Raw genomic sequence first — 20167 nt, 5'->3', positions numbered from 1 at the left:
ATGAGTGGCTCAGCCTATCGATCTCTGGCCGCTCGCCAGCTGTCGCAACAGCGGAAGGTCCACTTTTTCCAGGCCGTCCACGGCCAGCACGCCCTCCCGCGCCATGCCGCCCGCGACCGACACCACCCGGCATCCGGCCGCGCGGGCCGCCGCGAGCCCGGTCGGGCTGTCCTCCACCGCCACGCACTCGCCGGGATCGACGCCCAGCTCGGCGGCCGCCCGCAGGTAGGGGTCCGGCAGCGGTTTGCCGCGCGCGGTGTCCTCGGCGGCCACGACCAGGGTGAACCGCTCGGCCCCGACGGTCTGGAGCACCATGTCCACGATGCGCCGGGGGGAGGCACTGACCAGCGCCGCGGGTACGCCACCCGCGGCCAGGTCGTCCAGCAGCCGGATCGCGCCGGGCAGCGGCGTCACCCCGCCCGCGATCCGCTCGGCGAAGGCGTCGGTGAGCCGCGCCCCCACCCGTTCGACGGTGTCCGCTTCACCGGGGAGCGCGGACGCGTCGGAAGCGGTGGACGACGCGCGCCGTACCAGGTGGGCGGCCACGTACTCGACCGGGCGGCCGAGCACGTGGCCGGCGTCGGCCTCGGCCAGTTCCAGACCCGACTCCGCGGCGACCGCCGCGCACGCCTGCCACCACATTCCCTCGGTGTCCACGAGTGTGCCGTCCATGTCGAACAGGACGGCGCGGAGCTCACCCGACACCCGCGGGATCCTCCGACGCCTCGGACGCATCCGGCCCCGAGGGCCCCGAGGGCCCCGGGAGAGCGGGGGCGGTGCGCGCCGCGACGAGGACGGGCCGCTGCACGAGGGCGACGTCCACCCGCGTGCCCGGCGCCAGCCGCACCGCGTCGTGTCCCGGTACGTCGCTGAGGATCTCCAGCTCGCCCAGCCGCACCCGCAGCCGCGCGACCGAGCCGCGGAAGGACGAGGCCACGATCGTGGCACTTCCCTCGGAGGAGGGCGTGACCAGCACCGCCTCGGGGCGGACCAGCACGTCGACGTCGGAGGCGGCGGGCCGCGGGCCGTCCACCGGCATGAGCCGGCCCAGGACCGTGACCTCCTGACCGGACAGGTGGCCGGGCACGTGGTTCATCGCGCCGACGAACTCCGCGACGAACGGGGTGGCGGGCCGGTCGTAGACCTCGGCCGGGGGACCGCACTGCTCCAGCCGTCCGGCGCGCAGCACCGCGACCCGGTCGGCGACCGACAGGGCCTCCTCCTGGTCGTGGGTGACGAAGATGGTGGTGATGCCCAGTTCGAGCTGGAGCCGGCGGATCTCCTCGCGGAGCGTGACACGGACCTTGGCGTCCAGCGCGGACAGCGGCTCGTCGAGCAGCAGCACGCGCGGCTCCAGCGCCAGCGCCCTGGCCAGGGCGACGCGCTGTTGCTGGCCGCCGGAGAGCTCGTGCGGGTAGCGCTGGGCGTGCGCCGGCAGGCCGACCAGCTCCAGCAACTCGGCCGCCCGCGCGTGCCGTCTGGCGGTGGGCACCTTGCGGACCCGGAGCCCGAAGGCCACGTTGTCCCTGGCGTTGAGGTTGGGGAACAGGCTGTAGGACTGGAAGACCATGCCCGCGTCCCGCCGGTTGGCGGGGACCCGGGTGATGTCCTTGCCGTCCACCAGCACCGCCCCGGCGTCGGGGTGCTCGAACCCGGCGACGCAGCGCAGCGCCGTGGTCTTCCCGCAGCCCGACGGGCCGAGCAGGGCCATCAGCTCGCCCTGCTCCACGGTGAGGTCCAGGCCGTCCAGCGCGACCGTACGGCCGAACGCGCGGCGCAGTCCTCGGAACTCGACGGTCACGAACGCTTCCTTCCCGCACCCGAGAGGGTGAGCAGCAGCAGCCAGATGAGGAGCAGGCTGATGATCGACAGTGCCACGGAGAGCTGCCCGTCGTTCCCGGAGATGGTGACGATCCAGACCGGGAAGGTCTGGTAACCGAGCAGGGCGGCGACCGTGTACTCGCCGAGCACCAGCGCGAGGGTGAGGAACGAGGCGCTGGCGATGGCGGAGCGGATGTTGGGGATGATCACCCGGAACAGCACGTACGGCCACGAGGCGCCCAGGTTGCGGGCCGCCTCCACCAGGGTCCGCACGTCGATCGCACGCAGCCCGGCGTCCAGCGACCGGTAGGCGAACGGCAGCGTCAGCACCACGTACGCCAGCACCAGGACGATCGGGAACCGCTCGTCCTGGACGGCGATCAGCGTCGCCCAGAGCGGTGTGGCGGCCAGCGCGTCGATGCCGCCGCGCAGCGCCGTGCTGATGCCGACCACGTAGGTGATCGGCGGCACGACCAGCGGGAGCGTGGCGATCAGCTCCAGCACCGGCCCCAGCCTCGACGCGCCGAGCCGTACGGCCAGCATCGCCGGAAGGGTCAGCAGCAGCACCGCGACGATGGTGGCGGCGGCCAGCCCGAGGGAGAGCAGCAGGCTGGACAGGAAGCCGGGCGCCGACAGGATCCGCCCGTAGGCGGCGAGTGAGAAGCCCTGCCTCTCGGAGTAGACGGTGAACCAGAACGACACGGCCATCGGCACGACGAAGTAGAGCGCCGCGACGATCAGCACGACCCCCCGCCAGGCCCGTCGCCGCCCGGGGCGGGCGGCGGGGCCCGGGCCGCCGGGAGTGACGTCGGGCAGGGCGGCTACCGCAACCATCTGGAGCTCCTCCTCTGCAGCGGCAGGTAGACCGCCATCACCAGCAGCGCGATGACGATCATGTCGAGGCTCAGGGCGAGCGCGATGTTCTCGTAGCCGATGAGGACGTCACCGGTGAGCGCGTCGGCGATCTGCAGGGTGACCAGCGGGACCGTGCTGCCGACCATGGCGGCGGCGGTGGCGTAGGCGGCGAACGCGCCGCCGAACAGCAGGACGACGCCGCCGAGCAGCGCGGGGGTCAGCACCGGGATGCCGACGTGGCGCCAGAACTGCCAGGTGGTGGCGCCGCTGTTCTGCGCCGCCTCCCGCCACTGCGGGCGCAGGCCGTCCAGCGCCGGGGTCACCACGAGCACCATCAGCGGCACGGAGAAGTACAGGTAGACCAGGGCCAGGCCCCAGAAGTTGTACAGCGTGCCGGGGCCGATGCCCAGCGCGGTGGTGAGCACCCCCGAGTTGCCCAGGGTGGCGATCCAGATGAAGGCCAGTGGCACGCCGCCGAAGTTGGCCAGCACGCCGGAGAAGGTCAGCACCGCCTCGCGCAGCGCCGTGAAGCGAGAGGTGATCACGGCCTGGGCCAGGAACGTCCCGAGGACCGCGGCGACCACCGCCACCACCGCCGACAGTTGCACGCTGCTGAGCAGGGCGTTGAGGTAGGCGCCCTGCAGGCTCCTGGACAGGTTGGCGGTGCCGATGGACGACACCCTGGTCGCCGGATCCCTGACGGTGAACGCCCCGACGAGCAGGGTGATCGCCGGGATGCCGAACGCCACGGTCACCACGACCAGCAGCGGCAGGGCGCCCAGCCAGTTCCTGGATCGGCCGTGGCCGCCGCGCGGGGCGGTGCGGGCCGTCATCCCGAGACCGCGGCGCCCCAGCCGTTCGCCAGGACCTCCTTGGCCTTGTTGACCTGCGCCTCCGACGGGAAGGTGGGCTCGCCGTCGACCGGCGGGAGGTTGGCCTCGGCGGCCTTGTCGACCGAACCGTCGGCCTGCATGGCGGGCAGCAGGACCGGGCGGGCGAAGCCCCCGAGGTAGAGGTTCTGGCCTTCGGTGCTGTAGAGGAACTCCTGCCACAGGCGCGCGGCGGCCGGGTGCGGGGCGTCCTTGTTGATGGCCTGGGCGTACAGCTGGAAGTACTTGCCGTCGCTGGGGATGACGGTCTTCCAGTCGATGCCCTTCTCGGCCATCTTGGGGGCGTAGGCGGCGTTGTTGTAGTCCCAGTCGATGCTGATCTGGGTCTCGCCCTTCTCGATGGTGGCCGGGGTGGTCTCCACCGGGTTGAAGTTCCCGCTCTCCTTGAGTTTCTTGAAGAAGTCCAGGCCGGGCTGGATGTCGTCGAAGGAGCCGCCGTTCGCGAGGGCCGCCGCGTACACGCCCGCGAACGCCGAGCCGGACTTGGTCGGGTTGCCGTTCAGGGCGATCTTGCCCTTGTACTCGGGCTTGAGCAGGTCGGCGTAGGTCTCCGGGCACTTGTCGATCTTCTTGGCGTCGCAGCCGATGGAGATGTAGCCGCCGTAGTCGTTGAACCAGAGGCCGGAGGGCTCCTTCTGGTTCTCGGGGATCTTGTCCCACGTCTGGACCTTGTACGGCGCGAACAGGCCCTCGGCGGCGCCGCTGATCGCGAAGGACTGGCCGATGTCGAGAACGTCGGGGGCGCGGTCCTGACCCTTGCGGGTCTTCACCGCGTTGATCTCGTCGGCGCTGGAGGCGTCGGGCGTCTCGCTCTCGATCTCAATGCCGTACTTCGCCTTGAACGCCTCGATGATCTTTCCGTAGTTGGCCCAGTCCGGCGGCAGGGCGATGACGTGGAGCTTGCCCTCCTTCTTGGCGGCCTCGACGAGCTTGTCCAGCCCGCCGAAGTCGGCCGCGGAGGTGGCGGTTCTGGCGTCCACGCCGGCCGCGGAGCCTCCATCGGAGGCGGTTCCCGACGGGGTCGACGTGCCGGGGGCGGCCCCGCACGCGGTGGCTCCCACCAGGAGGAAAGCGGCCAGACCTGCAAGGCGAACTCGGGATGCGATCACTGTGTCTCCCAAGGGGGTGTCGCGCAATATTTCATGAAAGTAGACGAACTTGTACAAACAAGCTAGACCTCGTATGCCGTGAATAAGTTGCTGTTTGGTGAACGCGTGGAGTACGTGGGTGAAATGCGAAAATCGCAGCTATGTGGGTGATTCAGGGGTGTTTAGGGTGGAGGTCGGCCTCGTCGGTCGGTGCGCGCAGCCAAGCAGCGCGCCCACCTTCGAGAACAGGGGCGGGAACAGAGCCGGATGTCGGGCCGAATGCGAGGGTGGTTCTGAGAGGTGAGGCGGGATTGCGCGGTCACCGGACGTTCGCGGGTGTCCTGAAGGGGGCGCGGGTGTTGGAAGGCGCAAGGGAAGGAATCCCGTCGTTCGGGGGGTCGAGGGAGAGGGGCCTGATGTGACCCCCCGTTACCTGGGCATCGCGGAGAGGCTGCGCGACGCGATCATGCGAGGCGAGTACGCCGTGGGGGCCCAACTGCCCTCGGAGGCCGATCTGGCCACCCGCTTCGCGGCCTCCCGGGGCACGATCCGTCAGGCCGTCGCGGTGCTCGCCACCGAGGGCCTGGTCGGCTCCCGGCAGGGGGCCAGGCGCATCGTGCTCGGCCGCGAGCGCAGCCAGAGCTTCGCCGAGCTGCACAGCTTCGCCCAGTGGGCGCGGGCGCTGGGCTACCGGGTCAGCGGGCAGGTGCTGCAACAGCGTCGCAGGGGCGCGGACGCCACCGAGGCGGCCCGGCTGGCGCTCCAGCCGGGCGAACCGGTGCTGTCGGTGCTGCGGCTCCGTTCCCTGGAAGGCGAGCCGGTGATGCTGGAGCGCACGACCTACGCCGGATGGATCGCCCCGGCCGTCGAGCGGATCGAACCCGGCTGCGAGTCGATCACCCGGGCCCTTTACGACAGTGTCGGCCTCGTCTTCGCCTACGGTGAGCACCTCATCGACGCGGTGGCCGCCGGCGTGCAGGACTCCAGGCTGCTGGCCGTGCGCAGGGGCAGCCCGCTGCTGCGTCAGCGCCGGGTCACCACCACCCACGAGGGCCGGCCCGTCGAGTGGTCCGACGACCGCTACCGCGCGGGCAGCGTGACCTTCGGCATTCGCAACTCGGTGGACGCCAACCCGCTGGTACGGCAGATGGGTGACTTGCGCCCGGCTCGATGAGAACGTATGTTCGATACGGTAGGCCCGCCTTCCCCCGGGCACTCATCCGAAGCCGCGGGGAGAAGAGGCGTCTTGAACCGACTCTACGGCGACCCTGTCGAGGTGTGGACCCGCGAGGGACGGCCCGTCCAGTTCGTCTGGCGAGACCGGCTCTACACGGTCCACCGGATTCTCGACCACTGGGTTGTCGCGCGCGAGTGGTGGAAGGTCTCCGACAGTGATCCGGGCGAGCGCCGGTTCTGGCGGGCCGAGGCCGCCACCGGTGGCCAGGTCGGCACCTACGAGCTCCGGTTCGACACCGCGGGCGAGGGCTGGCTGCTGATCAGGGCCTGGGACTGACTTCCCGCCCCAGGCCGCGGCCACGCTCCAGGACCCCACTCCGCCCCGGCGTCCGGCACGCTCCGGACGGTTCGCCGGGATCCGGTGCCGGCGCCTGGCGCCCGCGGTCTGGATCCCGGTGATCTGCCGGACCGTCGCCGCGCAGAGCAGTGCGGCGACCGTGACGGCGGTCAGCTCGGGTGGGCCGAAACCGGTCAGGCCGCTGCTCGCCTGGGACACGCCCGGCCAGAGCCGTACCAGCACCAGCGTGAGCGCGACCAGCCAGCTCAGCCACCAGGCGGCGAGCAGCACCCGCCAGCGCGTGCGGCGGTCGGCCGGCGGACGGGAGGCCCGCCACAGCCGGTCGACCAGCACGGCGGGGGCGACGAGGTTGACCACCGGCACGAACCAGCTCGCCAGGACGGTGACCACCGCGGGCCGGTCGGCGTACTGCTGGGCACGGAGCAGCCAGTTCAGGTACGCGACGACGGCGGCGATCGCGGCCGCGGCGAAGAAAATGATCAGGATCGCGAAGACCGTTACCGCGCCGAAGATCGCGTCGGCACCGGGGGCGTGGGGGTCGCCGCCGAGTTTCGAGATCTCCAGGACGAGTCGCCGGCCACGGGCCTGTTCGAACACGGCCAGGGCGGCGGTCGCGACCACCAGGACGGTAAGGGTGAAGTAGACGGCCGAAGCCGACCTTTTCTGTAGAGATGGGATAGAGCGCATGTATATCTCCCCCCGCCATGCGCTGAGGACCTGCCCTTTTTCTATCCCGTCAGCCCTTTCGCTAATCAGCCCACTCGGACCACTCTGTCCACTCGGCCAACTCGGCTCGCTCAGCTCACGGTGCCCGACTCCCAGGCCCACGCGGCGATCTCCACCCGGTTCCTGGCGCCGAGCTTCGCCTGGATGCTTCCCAGGTGCGTCTTCACCGTCGACAGCGACACGAACAGCTCGGCGGCGACCTCCTGGTTGGTCCGTCCCCTGGCCACCAGGCGTACGACGTCCAGCTCGCGCTCGGTGAGGGGATCGCGGGGCGGCCGGAGGGCACCGGCCCGCGGGTGGGCCAGGTGTTCGAGCAGGCGCACGGTCACCGAGGGCGACACCAGCGCGTCCCCCGCCGCCGCGGCCCGGATCGCCTCGATGAGCAGGGTCGGCCCGCTGTCCTTGAGCAGGAAACCGGTCGCTCCGGCGCGCAGCGCTCCGTAGACGTACTCGTCCAGGTCGAAGGTCGTGACGATGACCACCTTCATCGGGTTGGGCACCTCCGGTCCCGCCAGGAGGCGGGTGGCCTCCAGGCCGTCCAGCTTGGGCATCCGGATGTCCAGCAGGCAGACGTCGGGCCGCAGCCTCCGCGCCAGCTCGACGGCCTCGGCTCCGTTGGCGGCCGTCGCCAGGACCTCCATGTCCTCCTGGGCGTCCAGAATCATCTGGAACCCGGTCCGCACCAGCTCTTGGTCGTCGGCGATGAGCACTCGAATCGTCACCTGACGGATTTTGCCAGTTCCGTACCGAGGTGAAATCGGCAGTCCGGTCAATGTGCCCCGGCCGACGACGGCAGGGTAGGGCGCCGGCGGGTCCGCGCGGCACCATGGAAGCGGGCGCATCGGACAATTTTGTGGCCGGCCAGTGATCGGAGCCCCGGGAAAGGCATTACTGGGTGTGGATGATCCAGAAGCGCGATTCACCGCGCTGTACGACCGGCACTATCGCAGCGTGCTCGGCTACGCGCTGCTGCGGGCCGAACGACAGGCGGCCGAGGACATCGCGAGCGAGACGTTCCTGATCGCCTGGCAGCAGCTGGAGCGGCTGCCGGAGGCGCCGCTGCCGTGGCTGCTCGGCATCGCCCGCAACCTGCTGCGCAAGCAGTGGCGTTCCGGGCTACGACGGCAGGCGCTGGCGGACCGGCTGGCCGACCTCTCCCCCGAGGGAGACGTGGCCGAGCAGGTCACCGAGCGCGAGGCGGCGCTCGCGGCGCTCACCGGGCTGTCCGAGCTGGACGTCGAGGCCGTGGTCCTGGCCAGTTGGTACGGCCTCACCCCGGCCGAGGCCGCCAAACTCGTGGGCTGCTCGGCCCGCGCGTTCACGGTCCGTCTGCACCGCGCTCGCCGCCGCCTGTCCCAGGCATTCGACTTCACCCCCATCACCCTGCAGGAGCAGTCATGAACGACGTTGACGAGCGCATCCGCGCGCTGCGCCCCGACGCCCTCACCGACGACGCCTACCGGCGTCGCCGCGAGGCCGACCTCGCCCGCGCCTTCGCGACGGCCAAGCCTCGCCTCCGCCCCGTGTCCCGCCTGCGTCTCAGGCCGCGACTCGTGCTGACCGGCGCCCTCATCGGGCTGGCCGCCGCAGTGGCGGTACCGGCGGTCATGACGGGCACGATCGGGCTGCGGGGACCGGGGGGCGGCCGGAGCGAGGGGGCCCCTTCCTCCGTCGCGGCCCCGGACAGGTCCCCGGCAGAGAAAACCGCCGTGACGCTCGACGCCCGGTCGTTCCTGCTGGCGAGCGCGAAGACGGTGGCGCATGAGAGCACCCCCGAGGGCCGGTACTGGTTCGACCGCACCCGGACCTTCGAGCCCGTCGGGTCCGGCGCGATCGTCGCCCACACCGACGAATCCTGGTCCGACGGCAAGAACGGGCGGCTCTCCTCCAACCAGGACGTCCAGGTCACCTTCGAGACCGCCGCCGATGAGGCGGCCTGGAAGGCCAAGGGATCCCCGTCCCTGTGGCCCGCCCCGCGTACCGAGGACTTCTCCATGGTCCTGGGAATGCAGATCGGTGCCAAGACGCTGACCCTGGGCACGGAGCAGAAGCTGCCAGGCGACGTCGAGGGACTGGAGCGCTGGCTCCGCTCGGCGCACCGCGAGGGATCGTTCGCGAACTTCGCCTTCGAGGGGGCGCGTCACCTGCTCTCCATGCCGACGAGCGCGGCCACGCGCGCCTCGATGCTGCGCATCCTGGCCGCCCAGCCGGGACTCGTCCTGAAGCAGGGCGTCCTCGACCCGATCGGCCGCACGGGCACCGCGGTCACCACGGCCAACGGCCACCACACCCTGGTCATCGACGAGTCGGGGGCGCGCCTGCTGGCCTTCCGCTACGACGGCCCGGACGAGAAGCCCCGCGCCACCGACTCCCGCACCGTGTTCATCCCCGCCCGTAAGGGGCTCAAGGTCGCGTACGAGAGCTCCGGCTGGGTCAACGAACTCGGCGCCCGGAAGTGATCTCCCGCCCCGCCGCCCCGGAGGGGGCGGCGGGGCACCCGGCGGGTCCGCCACCCCGGCGGGGGCGGGGTGGCTCAGCCGAGGACCAGGTCCCGGATCGCCTTCAGGGAGGTCTCGTCGCGGGGGCCCATCACCAGGAGGTTGCTCACCGGGCTCTTGCGCCACAGCTCCAGGCGTTCGCGGATGCGGCCCACCGGGCCGACCAGGGAGATGCCGTCGGCCAGCTCGTCGGGGATCGCGTTGAACGCCTCCTCCCTGCGCCCGGCCAGGTAGAGCGCCTGGATCTGCTCGGCGGCCTCGGCGTAGCCCATCCTGCCGATGATGTCGGCGTGGAAGTTGCGGCTCTTGGCACCCATGCCGCCGATGTAGAGGGTCAGCATCATCTTCACCCCGTTCAGCGCCGCCCTGACGTCGTCGGTGATCAGTGTCATGACCATGGCGGCGATGTCGAAGTCAGGCCCGGCGCCGGCGAGCGAGGGGCCGTACATCCGCTCGATCTTCTCGGGGAACACGAAGAGCGGCAGCCAGCCGTCGGCGATCTCGGTGGCGAGCGCGACGTTTTTCGGGCCCTCCGCGCCGAGATAGAGGGGGATCTCGCCGCGGAGCGGGTGGGTGATCAGCTTCAGCGGCTTGCCGAGGTTCGCGCCGCCCGGGTAGGGCAGGGGGTAGTGCTCGCCGTCGCTGGTCACCGGCTCCTCGCGGCGCCAGACCTTGCGCATGATCTCGACGTACTCGCGGGTGCGGGCGAGCGGCTTGGGGAACGGACGGCCGTACCAGCCCTCGACCACCTGAGGGCCGGACGCGCCGATGCCGAGCAGCAGCCGCCCGCCGGTGAGGTGGTCGAGGGTCATCGCGGTCATCGCGGTCGCCGCCGGAGTCCTGGCGGAGATCTGCACCACCGATGTGCCCAGCTTGATGCGGGACGTCCGCGCGCCGTACCAGGCCAGAGGGGTGAAGGCGTCGCTACCGTAGGCTTCCGCGGTCCAGACGGACTCGTACCCCAGCCGTTCCGCGGCCTGGACGAGTTCGGTGGCGTCGTCGGCGTCGCGCTGCCAGTAGCCGAGGTTCAGGCCGAGTCTCAGGTCGGTACTCACCGGGTCTCCTCGCAACGTAAGGCCGGACACGCTCCGCAATTAGAACACGTTCTACATTGGTCGGTCGAGTGTGAGGTGTCGAAATTCGGTCTCCCGGGAAGCGTCCATCTGTGCTCTATGCAGCTCGCAAGCTCCTCTCCCTGATCTTTCTCCTTGCCCTCGCCGTCGCGGGAGCGATCCCGGCCGTGGCGCACGCGGCGGGGCGGCCCAACATCGTGCTGGTCCTCGTTGACGACCTGGATGCAGGGGATCTCCAGAAATTTCCCAACATCTCAAACCTCCTTGCCCGGGGTGGCACCAGCTTCGACCGGTTCTTCGTGCCGAACTCCTGGTGCTGCCCGTCACGCGCGTCGATCATGCGCTCCCAGTACGTGCACAGCCACGGAGTGCTGACCAACACCGCTCCCGAGGGCGGTTTCACCAAGTACTACACAACCGGCCTGGAACGTTCCACGCTCGGGACCTGGATGAAGTCGGCCGGATACCGCACCGGCCTGATGGGCAAGTACCTCAACCACTACCCCGGCGGCGCCACCGCCGCCACCTACGTGCCACCCGGCTGGGACGAGTGGGACGTGCCGGTGCGCAGGCTCTACGAGGAGTACGGCTACACGCTCAACGAGAACGGCGCGCTGCGGGCCTACGGCTTCGCGCCGGAGGACTACCTGGCCGACGTGCTCAGTGCGAAGGCGGGGGCGTTCGTCTCCCAGCCGGGCGGCGACCCGTTCTTCCTCTACCTCGCCCCGATCGCCCCGCACAACCCGGCCAACTACGCCCCCCGGCACGAGGCCGCCTTCGCCGGAGCGGTGGCCCCGCGCACCCCGTCCTTCAACCAGCCGGATGTCAGTGCCGAGCCACTCTGGCTCAGGTCGCTCCCGCAGTTCGACGCCAGGAAGGTGCAGAAGATCGACCGGCACTACCGCGACCGGCTCCGGGCGATGCTCGGCGTGGACGACATGGTGGGTGCCCTGATCGAGTCCCTCAGGGTCTCCGGCAAGCTGGATGAAACGTATATCTTTTTCGCCTCCGATAACGGGTTCCACCAGGGCCAGCACCGGCTCGCCCAGGGCAAGACCACCCCCTTCGACGAGTCGATCAAGGTGCCGCTCCTGGTCCGCGGCCCCGGCGTACCGGCGGGCCGCGTCATCGGCGACATGGCCTCCACGGTGGATCTGGCCCCGACGTTCGCCCAGCTGGCCGGTGCCACGCTCCCCGACTTCGTCGAGGGCCGCTCCCTGCTGCCGCTCCTGCAGGGCCGCACGCCGCCCTCGTGGCGCCAGAACGTGCTGCTGGAGTTCTACCGCCCGACGGACCCGGGCTCGGCTCGCCAGACTCCGGTCCCGGCCTACCAGGGCATGCGGACCGCCTGGCACACCTTCGTCCGCTACGCAACCGGTGAGTACCAGTTCTACGACCTCGTCGCGGATCCTTACCAGCTCCGCAACATCGCCGCCGAGACCCCGCTCTCCGTGATCGCCCAGTTCAACCAGCAGCTCGACGCCCTGGTCTCCTGCTCGGGCGCCACCTGCAGGTCAGCCGACTCGGTCAAGCCGCCCGTGCTGCCCGTCAGGCCCCTCTTCCTCGGTCCGTGGGGACCGTGAGATGCCGGGGTAGGCCCGCAGCAGGTGGGCCTCGACGGCGGCGGCGGCCCCCGCCGCGTCCCCGGCGACGATGGCCCGGTGGATCCGATGATGATCGGCCATCAGTCCTGCCGTGTCGCCGAGGCGCTCGACCGCGCCGACCGCGTAGCGGCGGAGCGAGTCACGCAGCGAGAGCATCATGGCGGTGGTCAGCCTGTTGCCCGACGCCTCGGCGATGGCCACGTGGAAGGCCGTGTCGTGCTCGACGAACTCCTCCGCGGTCGTCGAGGCGTCCATCCTCTCCAGCGCGGCGGTCAGGGCCGACAGGTCCGCCCCGTGTGCCGCGGCGTGCGCGGCGGACCACTTTTCGATCATCAGCCGGGCGTCGACGACCTCCGCCAGTGACAGGTTCGACAGCCCGAGATGGAGTCTGAGCAGGTCGCTCAGGGCGTCCGCAGGCCTGGAGATGAGGCAGGCCCCCGCGTCCGGCCCCCGCCCGACCTGCGACGACACCACGCCCAGCGTCTCCAGAACCCGCATCGCCTCGCGTACGGACGACCGGCTCACCCGCAGTTGCTCGGCGAGTTGCCGCTCGCCGGGCAGGCGGTCGCCGACCGTGAGCCCGTCGTCCGCGATGCGCCGCTCGATCTGGGCGATCACGTCCTCGAACGCCCGGGTGCGCCGGACCGGCTGCCAACCGCTCAAGGGGGCCTCCTCCTTGTGACGGAATATGGTCAGACCATACTATGGTCTGACCATATTCCGTCACAAGGAGTGCCGTGCGCGTCGCCTTGTTCATCACCTGCGTGAACGACACGCTCTTTCCCGGCACCGGGCGAGCGGTCGTCACGCTGCTGCGTCGCCTCGGATGTGACGTCGAGTTCCCGCGGGCGCAGACCTGCTGTGGCCAGATGCACGTCAACACGGGGTACCCCGAGGAGGGCAGACGGCTCGCGCGGCACTTCGTGGACGTCTTCGCCGAGTACGACGCGGTCGTCACGCCGTCCGGGTCGTGCGCCGCGATGGTCCGTGAGCAGTACCCGCGTCTCGCCCGCACCCCGGCCGCCGCCGGGGCCCCCGCGGGGGAGAGGCCCCCGCCCGGCTCGTTCGCCGCGGAGGTGACCGAGACGGTGCCGAAGGTCTACGAGCTCTCGGAGTTCCTCGTCGACGTCCTCGGTGTCACCGACGTCGGCGCCTACTTCCCGCACCGGGTGACCTACCACCCGACCTGCCACTCGCTGCGCGGCCTCCGCTTGGGAGACCGGCCCACCCGCCTGCTTGAGCAGGTCAGGGGCCTGGAGCTGGTCCCGCTCCCCGGAGCGGACGAGTGCTGTGGCTTCGGCGGCACCTTCGCGGTGAAGAACCCGGCGATCTCCGCCGCCATGTGCGCGGACAAGGTGCACAATGTCGCGACCACCGGTGCCGAGGTGCTGTGCGCCGCCGACAACTCCTGCCTGATGCACATCGGCGGCGCCCTCGTACGCCAGCGCGCCGGTGTACGGATCATGCACCTCGCCGAGATCCTCGCCGCCACGGAGAGCGGCGACGACAGGGCGGTGCGCGGATGAGCGGGGGCGCCACCTTCCTCGGCATGCCGGCCTTCCCCGCGAACGCCGCGGTCGCCGTGCGGGACTCGCAGCTCAGGTACAACCTTCGCAAGGCCACCCACACGATCCGCGGCAAGCGGGCCGCCGTGGTCGGCGAGCTGCCCGACTGGGCCGAGCTCCGCCGGGCGGGCAAGGAGATCAAGGACCACACCCTGCGCAACCTGGAGCGCTACCTGGTGCGCATGGAGGAGGCGGTCACCGCGGCGGGCGGCCACGTTCACTGGGCGGCCGACGCCACGGAGGCCAACCGGATCGTCGCCGACCTGGTCAAGGCCACCGGCGAGACCAGCGTGGTCAAGGTCAAGTCGATGGCGACCCAGGAGATCGGCCTCAACGAGGCACTCGAACTGGAGGGCGTCACCGCCTACGAGACCGATCTGGCCGAGCTGATCGTCCAGCTCGGCGACGACTGGCCCTCACACATCCTGGTCCCGGCGATCCACCGCAACCGCGCGGAGATCCGCGAGATCTTCCGGGAGAAGATGGCCGACTGGGGGCGTGCCGCGCCAGAGGACCTGACGGACGACCCCCGCGCCCTCGCCGAGGCCGCCCGGCTCCACCTGCGCGAGCGCTTCCTTTCCACCAGGGTCGCGATCTCCGGCGCCAACTTCATGATCGCCGAGACCGGCACGCTGGTGGTGCTGGAGTCCGAGGGTAACGGGCGGATGTGCCTCACCCTGCCCGAGACGCTGATCAGCGTGGTCGGCATCGAGAAACTGCTGCCCGGCTGGCAGGACCTGGAGGTCTTCCTCCAACTGCTGCCCAGGAGCTCCACCGGCGAGCGGATGAACCCCTACACCTCCACCTGGACCGGCGCGGTCGAGGGGCAGGAGTTCCACCTGGTGCTGCTCGACAACGGCCGGACGAACGTGCTGGCGGACGAGATCGGCCGTCAGGCGCTGCGCTGCATCCGCTGCTCGGCCTGCCTGAACGTCTGCCCGGTCTACGAGCGGGCCGGAGGCCACGCGTACGGCTCGGTCTATCCGGGACCGATCGGGGCGATCCTCACCCCGCAGCTGCGCGGCACCGCCTCGAAGCTGGACGCGTCGCTGCCGTACGCCTCGACCCTCTGCGGCGCCTGCTTCGACGCCTGCCCGGTCGCGATCGACATTCCCGAGGTCCTGGTCCACCTGCGTGGCAAGGTCCGCCACGCGCGCGTCGAGCGCCTGGGCATGCGTGCCGCCGGCTGGGTGTTCAACCGCCCCGCGCGGCTGGCACGTGCTCAGCGGCTCGGCGGCCGCCTGCGCAGGTTCGTCCCCGGACGCCTGCCGGGCCCGCTGTCGGCCTGGACCGACACACGCGACATTCCCGATATTCCCCCCGAGTCATTCCGTGACTGGTGGGACCGTACAGACGGAGGCGTTCAATGACCGCTGCGGGCAGCAGGGAGCTGATCCTGTCGCGGATCCGCTCCGCGGTGGCCGGGGCCGGCGAGGTCGAGATCACCCGCGCCTACCGCACCGCACCGGACCAGGCCCGCGCGACGGGCCTGGTGGAACTGCTCGCCGAGCGGGTGGCCGACTACCGGGCCGTCGTGCACGTGGTGGACGAGGGGGAGGTGGCCGCGACGATCGCGGCGGCGCTGGCCCGCCGGGGCGCCACCCGGCTGGTCGTCCCCGAAGGACTGCCACCCGAGTGGGTCCCCGGAGAGCCGGTCACCGACGATCCGCCGCTGAGCGCGGCCGAGCTGGACGGGGTGGACGGTGTCGTCACCGGGTGCGCCGTGGCGATCGCGGAGACCGGCACGATCGTGCTGGACGCCGGCCCCGGGCAGGGGCGCCGGGCGCTGACCCTGGTACCGGACTACCACCTGTGCGTCGTGCGCGCCGGGCAGATCGTGGCCGGCGTTCCCGAGGCCGTCGGCAGGCTCGACCCGTCCAGGCCGCTGACCTGGATCAGCGGCCCCTCCGCGACCAGCGACATCGAGCTGAACCGGGTGGAGGGCGTGCACGGCCCGCGCGCGCTGGAGGTCGTCGTCATCCGCTGACCCGGCAGCGGGAGGCGCGTCGGGCGCGAAACACGGATGTGGCCGTGCTGGACGTCTACGGCATGCCCGGCTAGCGTGCCATGGCGTGTGATCCACAGGGCTCGGCCGGCGGACGGTTGTCGCCCGCCGGAGCCGATCTGATCCTCGCCGTCCAACACGTCCGCAGGGAAAAGGCGAAATTTACCGATCCGTTACCTGTTCATGCGGTGTCAAAATCGGATATTGTCGCGAGTCGCTACTGCGTAGTCCCAGGTCAAGGTCATTGGAGTCCTGTTTCCATGATATTTAGCGAGGGGACTGCCGGATTTACCCGGCAGGTGAATTGCCTCCCTGCTACGGTTCCGATGTCTGAAGCGGTCAGGGCTTGGCCGTCGCCCACCTCGGCCGAGGGAAGCGAGAAGCCGCTCCCCTCGGGGAGCGGAGGAGTCACGAAACCGCCGCTGCTGCTCATCGGGCAGGGCTCGCACAACGACAATGGATCCGCTGAATTCGGCAGGTTCATCCACCGGCTCCGCTGCCGCCTGGACCAGACGGCAGCGGACGTCTCCGGTGGCTACATCGCCAAGGCCAGGCCACGCCTCAGTGACTCCGTCGCATCGCTGGTCGCGCGCGGGCACCACCGGATGGTGGCCCAGCCCATGAGTCTCACCGGCGGTACGTGGCTCGGCACGGACATCCCCTCCGCGATGGCCCGCGAGCGGGAGAGACATCCCATGCTCACCTGCGACTACGGCCGTCCCCTGGGCTCCGACCCCCGCATTCTCGCGCTGCTCGCCGAGCGTCTGGCCGACGCCGCCGCCGAGGTCGCCAGCCTCCGGCTGGTCCCCGCCGCCGGGCCGCTCGACGAGGAACCCGAGCACATCGAGATCGGCGAGACCGCCGTCGTCCTGGTCGGTGACGGCTCCACCAGCCCCGAGACCAACGCCGACGTGCACCGGGTCTCCCGGCTCTTCTGGGAGACCCACGCCCACGAGTACATGACCGTGGAGACGGCGTTCGTCTCCCTCACCCCGCCCGGTGTCCCCGGCGGCATCGAGCGCTGCCGCCGCCTCGGCGCCAAGCGCGTGATCGTCGTGCCCTACCTGCTCTTCGCCGGCGGCCTGCTCGACCGCGTCTGGGCTCAGGCCATGGCCTACGCCGCAGGCCACTCGAACCTGGACGTCCGCTGCGCCGACGTCATCGGCGACTGCGAGGGCCTGGCCGACGTGGTCATCGAGCGCTACGAGGAGGCGCTCAGCGGCATCGCCTGGTGATCCCGCTATGGTTTTTCGTGTTTTTCCGAAAGGTGGTTTCCGGGCAGACTGGAGCGCATGACCATCCTCGAGGAGACCATCGCGGCGATCCGACCCGCCGATCCGGCGGCCGTCGCCGAGGCCCGAGCCCATCAGGACCGCCTGACCAAGCCCAGGGGCGCGCTGGGCGTGCTGGAGGACGTGGCGATACGGCTGGCCGGGGCCGCGGCGGTCAGCCCGCCGCCACTCCCGGTTCCCGCGGCTCTGGCGATCTTCGCCGCCGACCACGGTGTCCACGCCAGGGGCGTGACCCCGTGGCCGCAGGAGGTCACCCTGCAGATGGTCGGCAACTTCCTCGCGGGCGGCGCCGTGGCCAACGCCTTCGCCGCCCAGGTAGGCGCCTCGGTGACGGTCGTCGACGTCGGTGTGGCCGCCGACCTCGACCCCGCGCCAGGACTGACGATCAGTAAGGTCGCGTACGGTACGGCCGACCTGTCCCGCGGACCGGCGATGACCCCCGAGCAGGCGGTCGCGGCCCTGGAGGCCGGGATCGCCCATGCCCGCGATCTCGTCGACGGAGGCGCCCGCTGCCTGATCACCGGAGACATGGGCATCGCCAACACCACCGCCTCGGCCGCGTTGATCTGCGCGTTCACCGGGCACGAAGCGGCGGCCGTGACCGGCAGGGGCACCGGTATCGACGGCGAGACCCTGGAACGCAAGGTCGAGGTGGTCCGCGAGGCACTCCGGGTGAACGGCCTGGAGCGCGAGCCGGGTGCCGCCCCCTCGGTGTCCGCCCCCTCGGTGTCCGCCCCATCGATGTCCGCCCTGGAGACGCTGGCCGCGGTCGGCGGCCTGGAGCACGCGGCGATCGCCGGATTCGTCCTCGCCGGGGCCGCTCTGCGGGTGCCGGTCATCCTGGACGGTGTCATCGCGGGGGCGGCGGCGCTGGCGGCGGCGGCGATGGCGCCCGACGTCGTCGACCACTGCGTGGCCGGGCACCGCTCGGCCGAACCCGGTCACGCCGCGGCCCTGGATCACCTGGGCCTGCGCCCCCTGGTGGAGTTGGAACTCCGGCTCGGCGAGGGCACCGGCGGCCTGCTCGCACACCCGCTCGTCTGCGCCGCGGCCAGGGTGATGCACGAGGTCGCGACCTTCGATTCCGCCGGTGTGACAGACAAGGAAGCCTGACCTGCGGAAGTCTTGAAGCCGGCCGGTTGACAACAGTCAGCCGTCTCTTGACACCTGTTAACACAGGTGCAGCAAAGAGAGCCTCGTTAGCCGGTAGGTTTACCTCTTAAGCACGTCATGATTCACAATTCCTCGTGAACGGGAGATCGGTCGCCATGTCGCCCTACCTGCTCGGCTTGCGCCTCTCCGGGCGGCGGGTACTCGTCGTGGGCGGTGGGCGCGTCGCCCAGCGGCGTGTGCCGGCGCTGCTCGACGCGGGCGCACTGGTCACCGTCGTCTCGACGAGCGTCACGCACGCCCTCGACGATCTCATCGCGACAGGCCGCGTGACCTGGGAGGCCAGGCGCTACCAGGCCGGCGACGTCGACGGGGCCTGGCTGGTGCAGGCCTGCACGGACAACCCGGAGGTGAACGCCGCCGTGGCCGAGGAGGCCGAGGCGAAGCGGATCTGGTGCGTGCGCGCCGACGACAAGGACGCCTCCGCGGCCTGGACCCCCGCCGGCGGCAAGGTGGACGAGATCAGTGTGGCGATCACCGCCGGCGGCGATCCCCGGCGTGCCGCCGGGATCAGGGACGCCGTCGTGAGCGCCCTCAGGGACGGTACGGTCGACGCCCGGCGCAACCGCACCAAGCCCGTGGGCGTCGCCCTGGTCGGTGGCGGTCCCGGCGACCCGGGCCTGATCACGGTCCGTGGCCGGCAGTTGCTGGCCCAGGCCGACGTGGTCGTCGCCGACCGTCTCGCCCCGCAGGCCCTGCTCGACGAGCTCTCCCCGGACGTCGAGCTGATCGACGCCGCGAAGATCCCCTACGGGCGCTACATGGCTCAGGAGAGGATCAACGAGCTGCTGATCGAGCACGCCAGGCAGGGCAAGTTCGTGGTCCGGCTCAAGGGAGGCGACCCGTTCGTCTTCGGCCGCGGCGGTGAGGAGTTGCTCGCCTGCGCCCGCGAGGGCATCCCGGTGGTCGTGGTCCCCGGCATCACCAGCCCGGTCGCGGTGCCGGCCGCCGCCAACGTGCCCGTGACGCATCGCGGTGTCAGCCAGGAATTCCATGTGATCTCCGTACACGTCCCGCCGGGCGACGAGAGATCCACGGTCGACTGGCCCAATCTGGCCAGATCCGGCGGCACGCTGGTGCTTATGATGGCGGTCGAACGGATCGGGGTGATCGCCGAAACGCTGCTCCATAACGGACGTTCGCCGGAAACTCCCGTAATGGTGGTACAGGACGGTACCCTTCCGACCCAGCGCGCTCTTTACGCCACGCTCTCCACCGTGGCGGAGCGCGTAAGCGCGGCTGAGATTCGGCCCCCTGCGATCGTGATCGTCGGTGATGTCGTGAAGGTCGGCCAGGAGGTCGAGATGGTTCGAGCGGAGCGAGTACCGTGAAATCGGCTTCCAACAGGCCTCCCCATTCGGGTGGTGGCCGTGACCCTCGCCTCGCCGGCACCCCCCAGGAGCCACCCGGCGGCACCCCGCCGGATGACCAGGAATCCCCCGGCGAGCAGACGGTGACCTTCGGCGCCATCCGTCCAGACGATGACGCCGCCTCCATCCGCGCCCGCACCCAGCCCTCCGCCGGTGCGGCCGGTCCCGCCGTGCCCCCCGGCAGAACAGCGGGTCCCGCCACGCCTCCGGGCAGGAAGGCCGGTCCAGCCGCCCCGGGCGGGGCGGTCGATCCAGCCGCCCCGCCCGCTTCGGAGGAGGCGATGGCGGCCTTCCACGCCGCCGCGGCCGCCGCCCAGGCCGCGATCGCCGCCATCACCACCTCCCGGGAGGTGGCCAAGCCCACCTCCGCCGGTGCTCCGGGCAGCCGTCCTCCGGGTGCCTCCCGCAGCGGCCCCGCCACGGCCTCGCCCGGTGTGGCCTCCGGTCCGAACGCCTCTCCGGCCGCTTCCCGCGGCGGTGCCCCCGCCCCTCAGAAGGCCCCCCGTGGTGCCGGCCCCGCCTCGCCGGGTGCTCCCCGTGGAGGCGCTCCCGCCCCGCCGGTGGCGGCCCCGGGCCAGGGTGCCCCTGCTTCCCCCGGCGCTTCGCGTGGTGGTGGCCCTCCCACCACTCCTCCCGGTGTCCCTCCGAGGCCGGGTGCTCCCGCCTCCCAGGGGGG

The 20167-nt window shown here is 71.0% G+C and carries 19 protein-coding genes and 1 pseudogene; 11 read left to right on the top strand and 9 right to left on the bottom strand.

The features are described 5' to 3' along the window. Positions 1 to 9: 9 nt before the first annotated feature. From ACQP0P_RS35860 to ACQP0P_RS35840, 5 genes are read right to left on the bottom strand one after another with little or no spacing between them, the layout of a single operon-like run. Positions 10 to 705 (bottom strand): HAD family hydrolase, encoded by a 696-nt coding sequence (locus ACQP0P_RS35860; RefSeq protein ID WP_433363824.1) that lies wholly within the window; start codon positions 703 to 705, stop codon positions 10 to 12. Next, on the bottom strand, positions 695 to 1801 hold the full coding sequence (locus tag ACQP0P_RS35855; protein ID WP_433363821.1) for an ABC transporter ATP-binding protein: 1107 nt from the start codon (positions 1799 to 1801) through the stop codon (positions 695 to 697). Before ACQP0P_RS35855 ends, ACQP0P_RS35860 begins: the two co-directional genes overlap by 11 nt. Then, positions 1798 to 2655 (bottom strand): ABC transporter permease, encoded by an 858-nt coding sequence (locus ACQP0P_RS35850; protein ID WP_433363818.1) that lies wholly within the window; start codon positions 2653 to 2655, stop codon positions 1798 to 1800. The genes ACQP0P_RS35855 and ACQP0P_RS35850 overlap by 4 nt, the downstream gene beginning before the upstream one ends. Next, positions 2643 to 3509, bottom strand: coding sequence for an ABC transporter permease (locus tag ACQP0P_RS35845; RefSeq protein ID WP_433363815.1), 867 nt, complete (start codon positions 3507 to 3509; stop codon positions 2643 to 2645). The genes ACQP0P_RS35850 and ACQP0P_RS35845 overlap by 13 nt, the downstream gene beginning before the upstream one ends. Then, entirely contained in the window at positions 3506 to 4546 is a 1041-nt protein-coding gene (locus tag ACQP0P_RS35840) for an ABC transporter substrate-binding protein (RefSeq protein ID WP_433363812.1), read from the bottom strand. Before ACQP0P_RS35840 ends, ACQP0P_RS35845 begins: the two co-directional genes overlap by 4 nt. Positions 4547 to 5072: 526 nt before the next feature. Here ACQP0P_RS35840 and ACQP0P_RS35835 point away from each other — a divergent pair. Next, positions 5073 to 5828, top strand: a complete 756-nt coding sequence (locus ACQP0P_RS35835) for a GntR family transcriptional regulator (RefSeq protein WP_433363809.1) — start codon at positions 5073 to 5075, stop codon at positions 5826 to 5828. A gap of 6 nt (positions 5829 to 5834) precedes the next feature. After that, positions 5835 to 6167 (top strand): DUF6504 family protein, encoded by a 333-nt coding sequence (locus ACQP0P_RS35830; RefSeq protein WP_433382287.1) that lies wholly within the window; start codon positions 5835 to 5837, stop codon positions 6165 to 6167. 177 nt (positions 6168 to 6344) lie between these two features. On the opposite strand, the pseudogene ACQP0P_RS35825 reads toward ACQP0P_RS35830, so the two are convergent. After that, positions 6345 to 6875 (bottom strand): annotated as a pseudogene (locus tag ACQP0P_RS35825) (DUF4328 domain-containing protein); the annotation flags it as partial. A gap of 110 nt (positions 6876 to 6985) precedes the next feature. Beyond that, positions 6986 to 7636: a response regulator transcription factor gene (locus ACQP0P_RS35820; protein WP_433363806.1), complete on the bottom strand. Its 651-nt coding sequence runs from the start codon at positions 7634 to 7636 to the stop codon at positions 6986 to 6988. Between the two features lie 175 nt (positions 7637 to 7811). Here ACQP0P_RS35820 and ACQP0P_RS35815 point away from each other — a divergent pair, with 175 nt between their 5' ends. Continuing rightward, complete coding sequence (locus ACQP0P_RS35815) at positions 7812 to 8315, top strand: RNA polymerase sigma factor (protein WP_433363803.1); 504 nt, start codon at positions 7812 to 7814, stop codon at positions 8313 to 8315. After that, a complete protein-coding gene (locus tag ACQP0P_RS35810) occupies positions 8312 to 9373 on the top strand; it encodes a hypothetical protein (RefSeq protein ID WP_433363800.1) in 1062 nt (353 codons plus the stop codon). The genes ACQP0P_RS35815 and ACQP0P_RS35810 overlap by 4 nt, the downstream gene beginning before the upstream one ends. Positions 9374 to 9447: 74 nt before the next feature. Here the strand turns inward: ACQP0P_RS35810 and ACQP0P_RS35805 are convergent, their stop codons facing one another. Continuing rightward, positions 9448 to 10467, bottom strand: a complete 1020-nt coding sequence (locus tag ACQP0P_RS35805; protein ID WP_433363797.1) for an LLM class F420-dependent oxidoreductase — start codon at positions 10465 to 10467, stop codon at positions 9448 to 9450. Positions 10468 to 10577: 110 nt separating this feature from the next. Between ACQP0P_RS35805 and ACQP0P_RS35800 the strand changes: the two genes are divergently transcribed. Then, positions 10578 to 12068 (top strand): sulfatase family protein, encoded by a 1491-nt coding sequence (locus ACQP0P_RS35800; protein WP_433363794.1) that lies wholly within the window; start codon positions 10578 to 10580, stop codon positions 12066 to 12068. On the opposite strand, the gene ACQP0P_RS35795 is transcribed toward ACQP0P_RS35800, so the two are convergent. After that, a complete protein-coding gene (locus tag ACQP0P_RS35795; protein ID WP_350957109.1) occupies positions 12000 to 12752 on the bottom strand; it encodes a FadR/GntR family transcriptional regulator in 753 nt (250 codons plus the stop codon). The two genes, ACQP0P_RS35800 and ACQP0P_RS35795, sit on opposite strands and share 69 nt — an antisense overlap. A 74-nt stretch (positions 12753 to 12826) precedes the next feature. On the opposite strand from ACQP0P_RS35795, the gene ACQP0P_RS35790 reads away from it, so the two are divergent. The 6 genes from ACQP0P_RS35790 (at position 12827) to cobA (ending at position 19452) form a co-directional block, all read left to right on the top strand. Beyond that, positions 12827 to 13615, top strand: coding sequence for a (Fe-S)-binding protein (locus tag ACQP0P_RS35790; protein WP_433363790.1), 789 nt, complete (start codon positions 12827 to 12829; stop codon positions 13613 to 13615). Then, entirely contained in the window at positions 13612 to 15024 is a 1413-nt protein-coding gene (locus ACQP0P_RS35785; RefSeq protein ID WP_433363787.1) for a lactate utilization protein B, read from the top strand. The genes ACQP0P_RS35790 and ACQP0P_RS35785 overlap by 4 nt, the downstream gene beginning before the upstream one ends. Next, entirely contained in the window at positions 15021 to 15641 is a 621-nt protein-coding gene (locus ACQP0P_RS35780) for a LutC/YkgG family protein (protein ID WP_433363784.1), read from the top strand. The genes ACQP0P_RS35785 and ACQP0P_RS35780 overlap by 4 nt, the downstream gene beginning before the upstream one ends. Before the next feature lie 344 nt (positions 15642 to 15985). Further along, positions 15986 to 16894, top strand: coding sequence for a sirohydrochlorin chelatase (locus tag ACQP0P_RS35775; RefSeq protein WP_433363781.1), 909 nt, complete (start codon positions 15986 to 15988; stop codon positions 16892 to 16894). Positions 16895 to 16951: 57 nt separating this feature from the next. Continuing rightward, positions 16952 to 18064, top strand: a complete 1113-nt coding sequence (cobT, locus tag ACQP0P_RS35770; protein WP_433363778.1) for a nicotinate-nucleotide--dimethylbenzimidazole phosphoribosyltransferase — start codon at positions 16952 to 16954, stop codon at positions 18062 to 18064. Positions 18065 to 18219: 155 nt separating this feature from the next. Beyond that, positions 18220 to 19452 (top strand): uroporphyrinogen-III C-methyltransferase, encoded by a 1233-nt coding sequence (gene cobA, locus ACQP0P_RS35765; protein ID WP_433382284.1) that lies wholly within the window; start codon positions 18220 to 18222, stop codon positions 19450 to 19452. Positions 19453 to 20167 lie beyond the last annotated feature (715 nt).

This window comes from Streptosporangium sp. CA-115845, from assembly GCF_050943795.1.
Classification (GTDB): domain Bacteria; phylum Actinomycetota; class Actinomycetes; order Streptosporangiales; family Streptosporangiaceae; genus Streptosporangium.
This window is presented reverse-complemented; position numbering and strand designations above follow the sequence as displayed.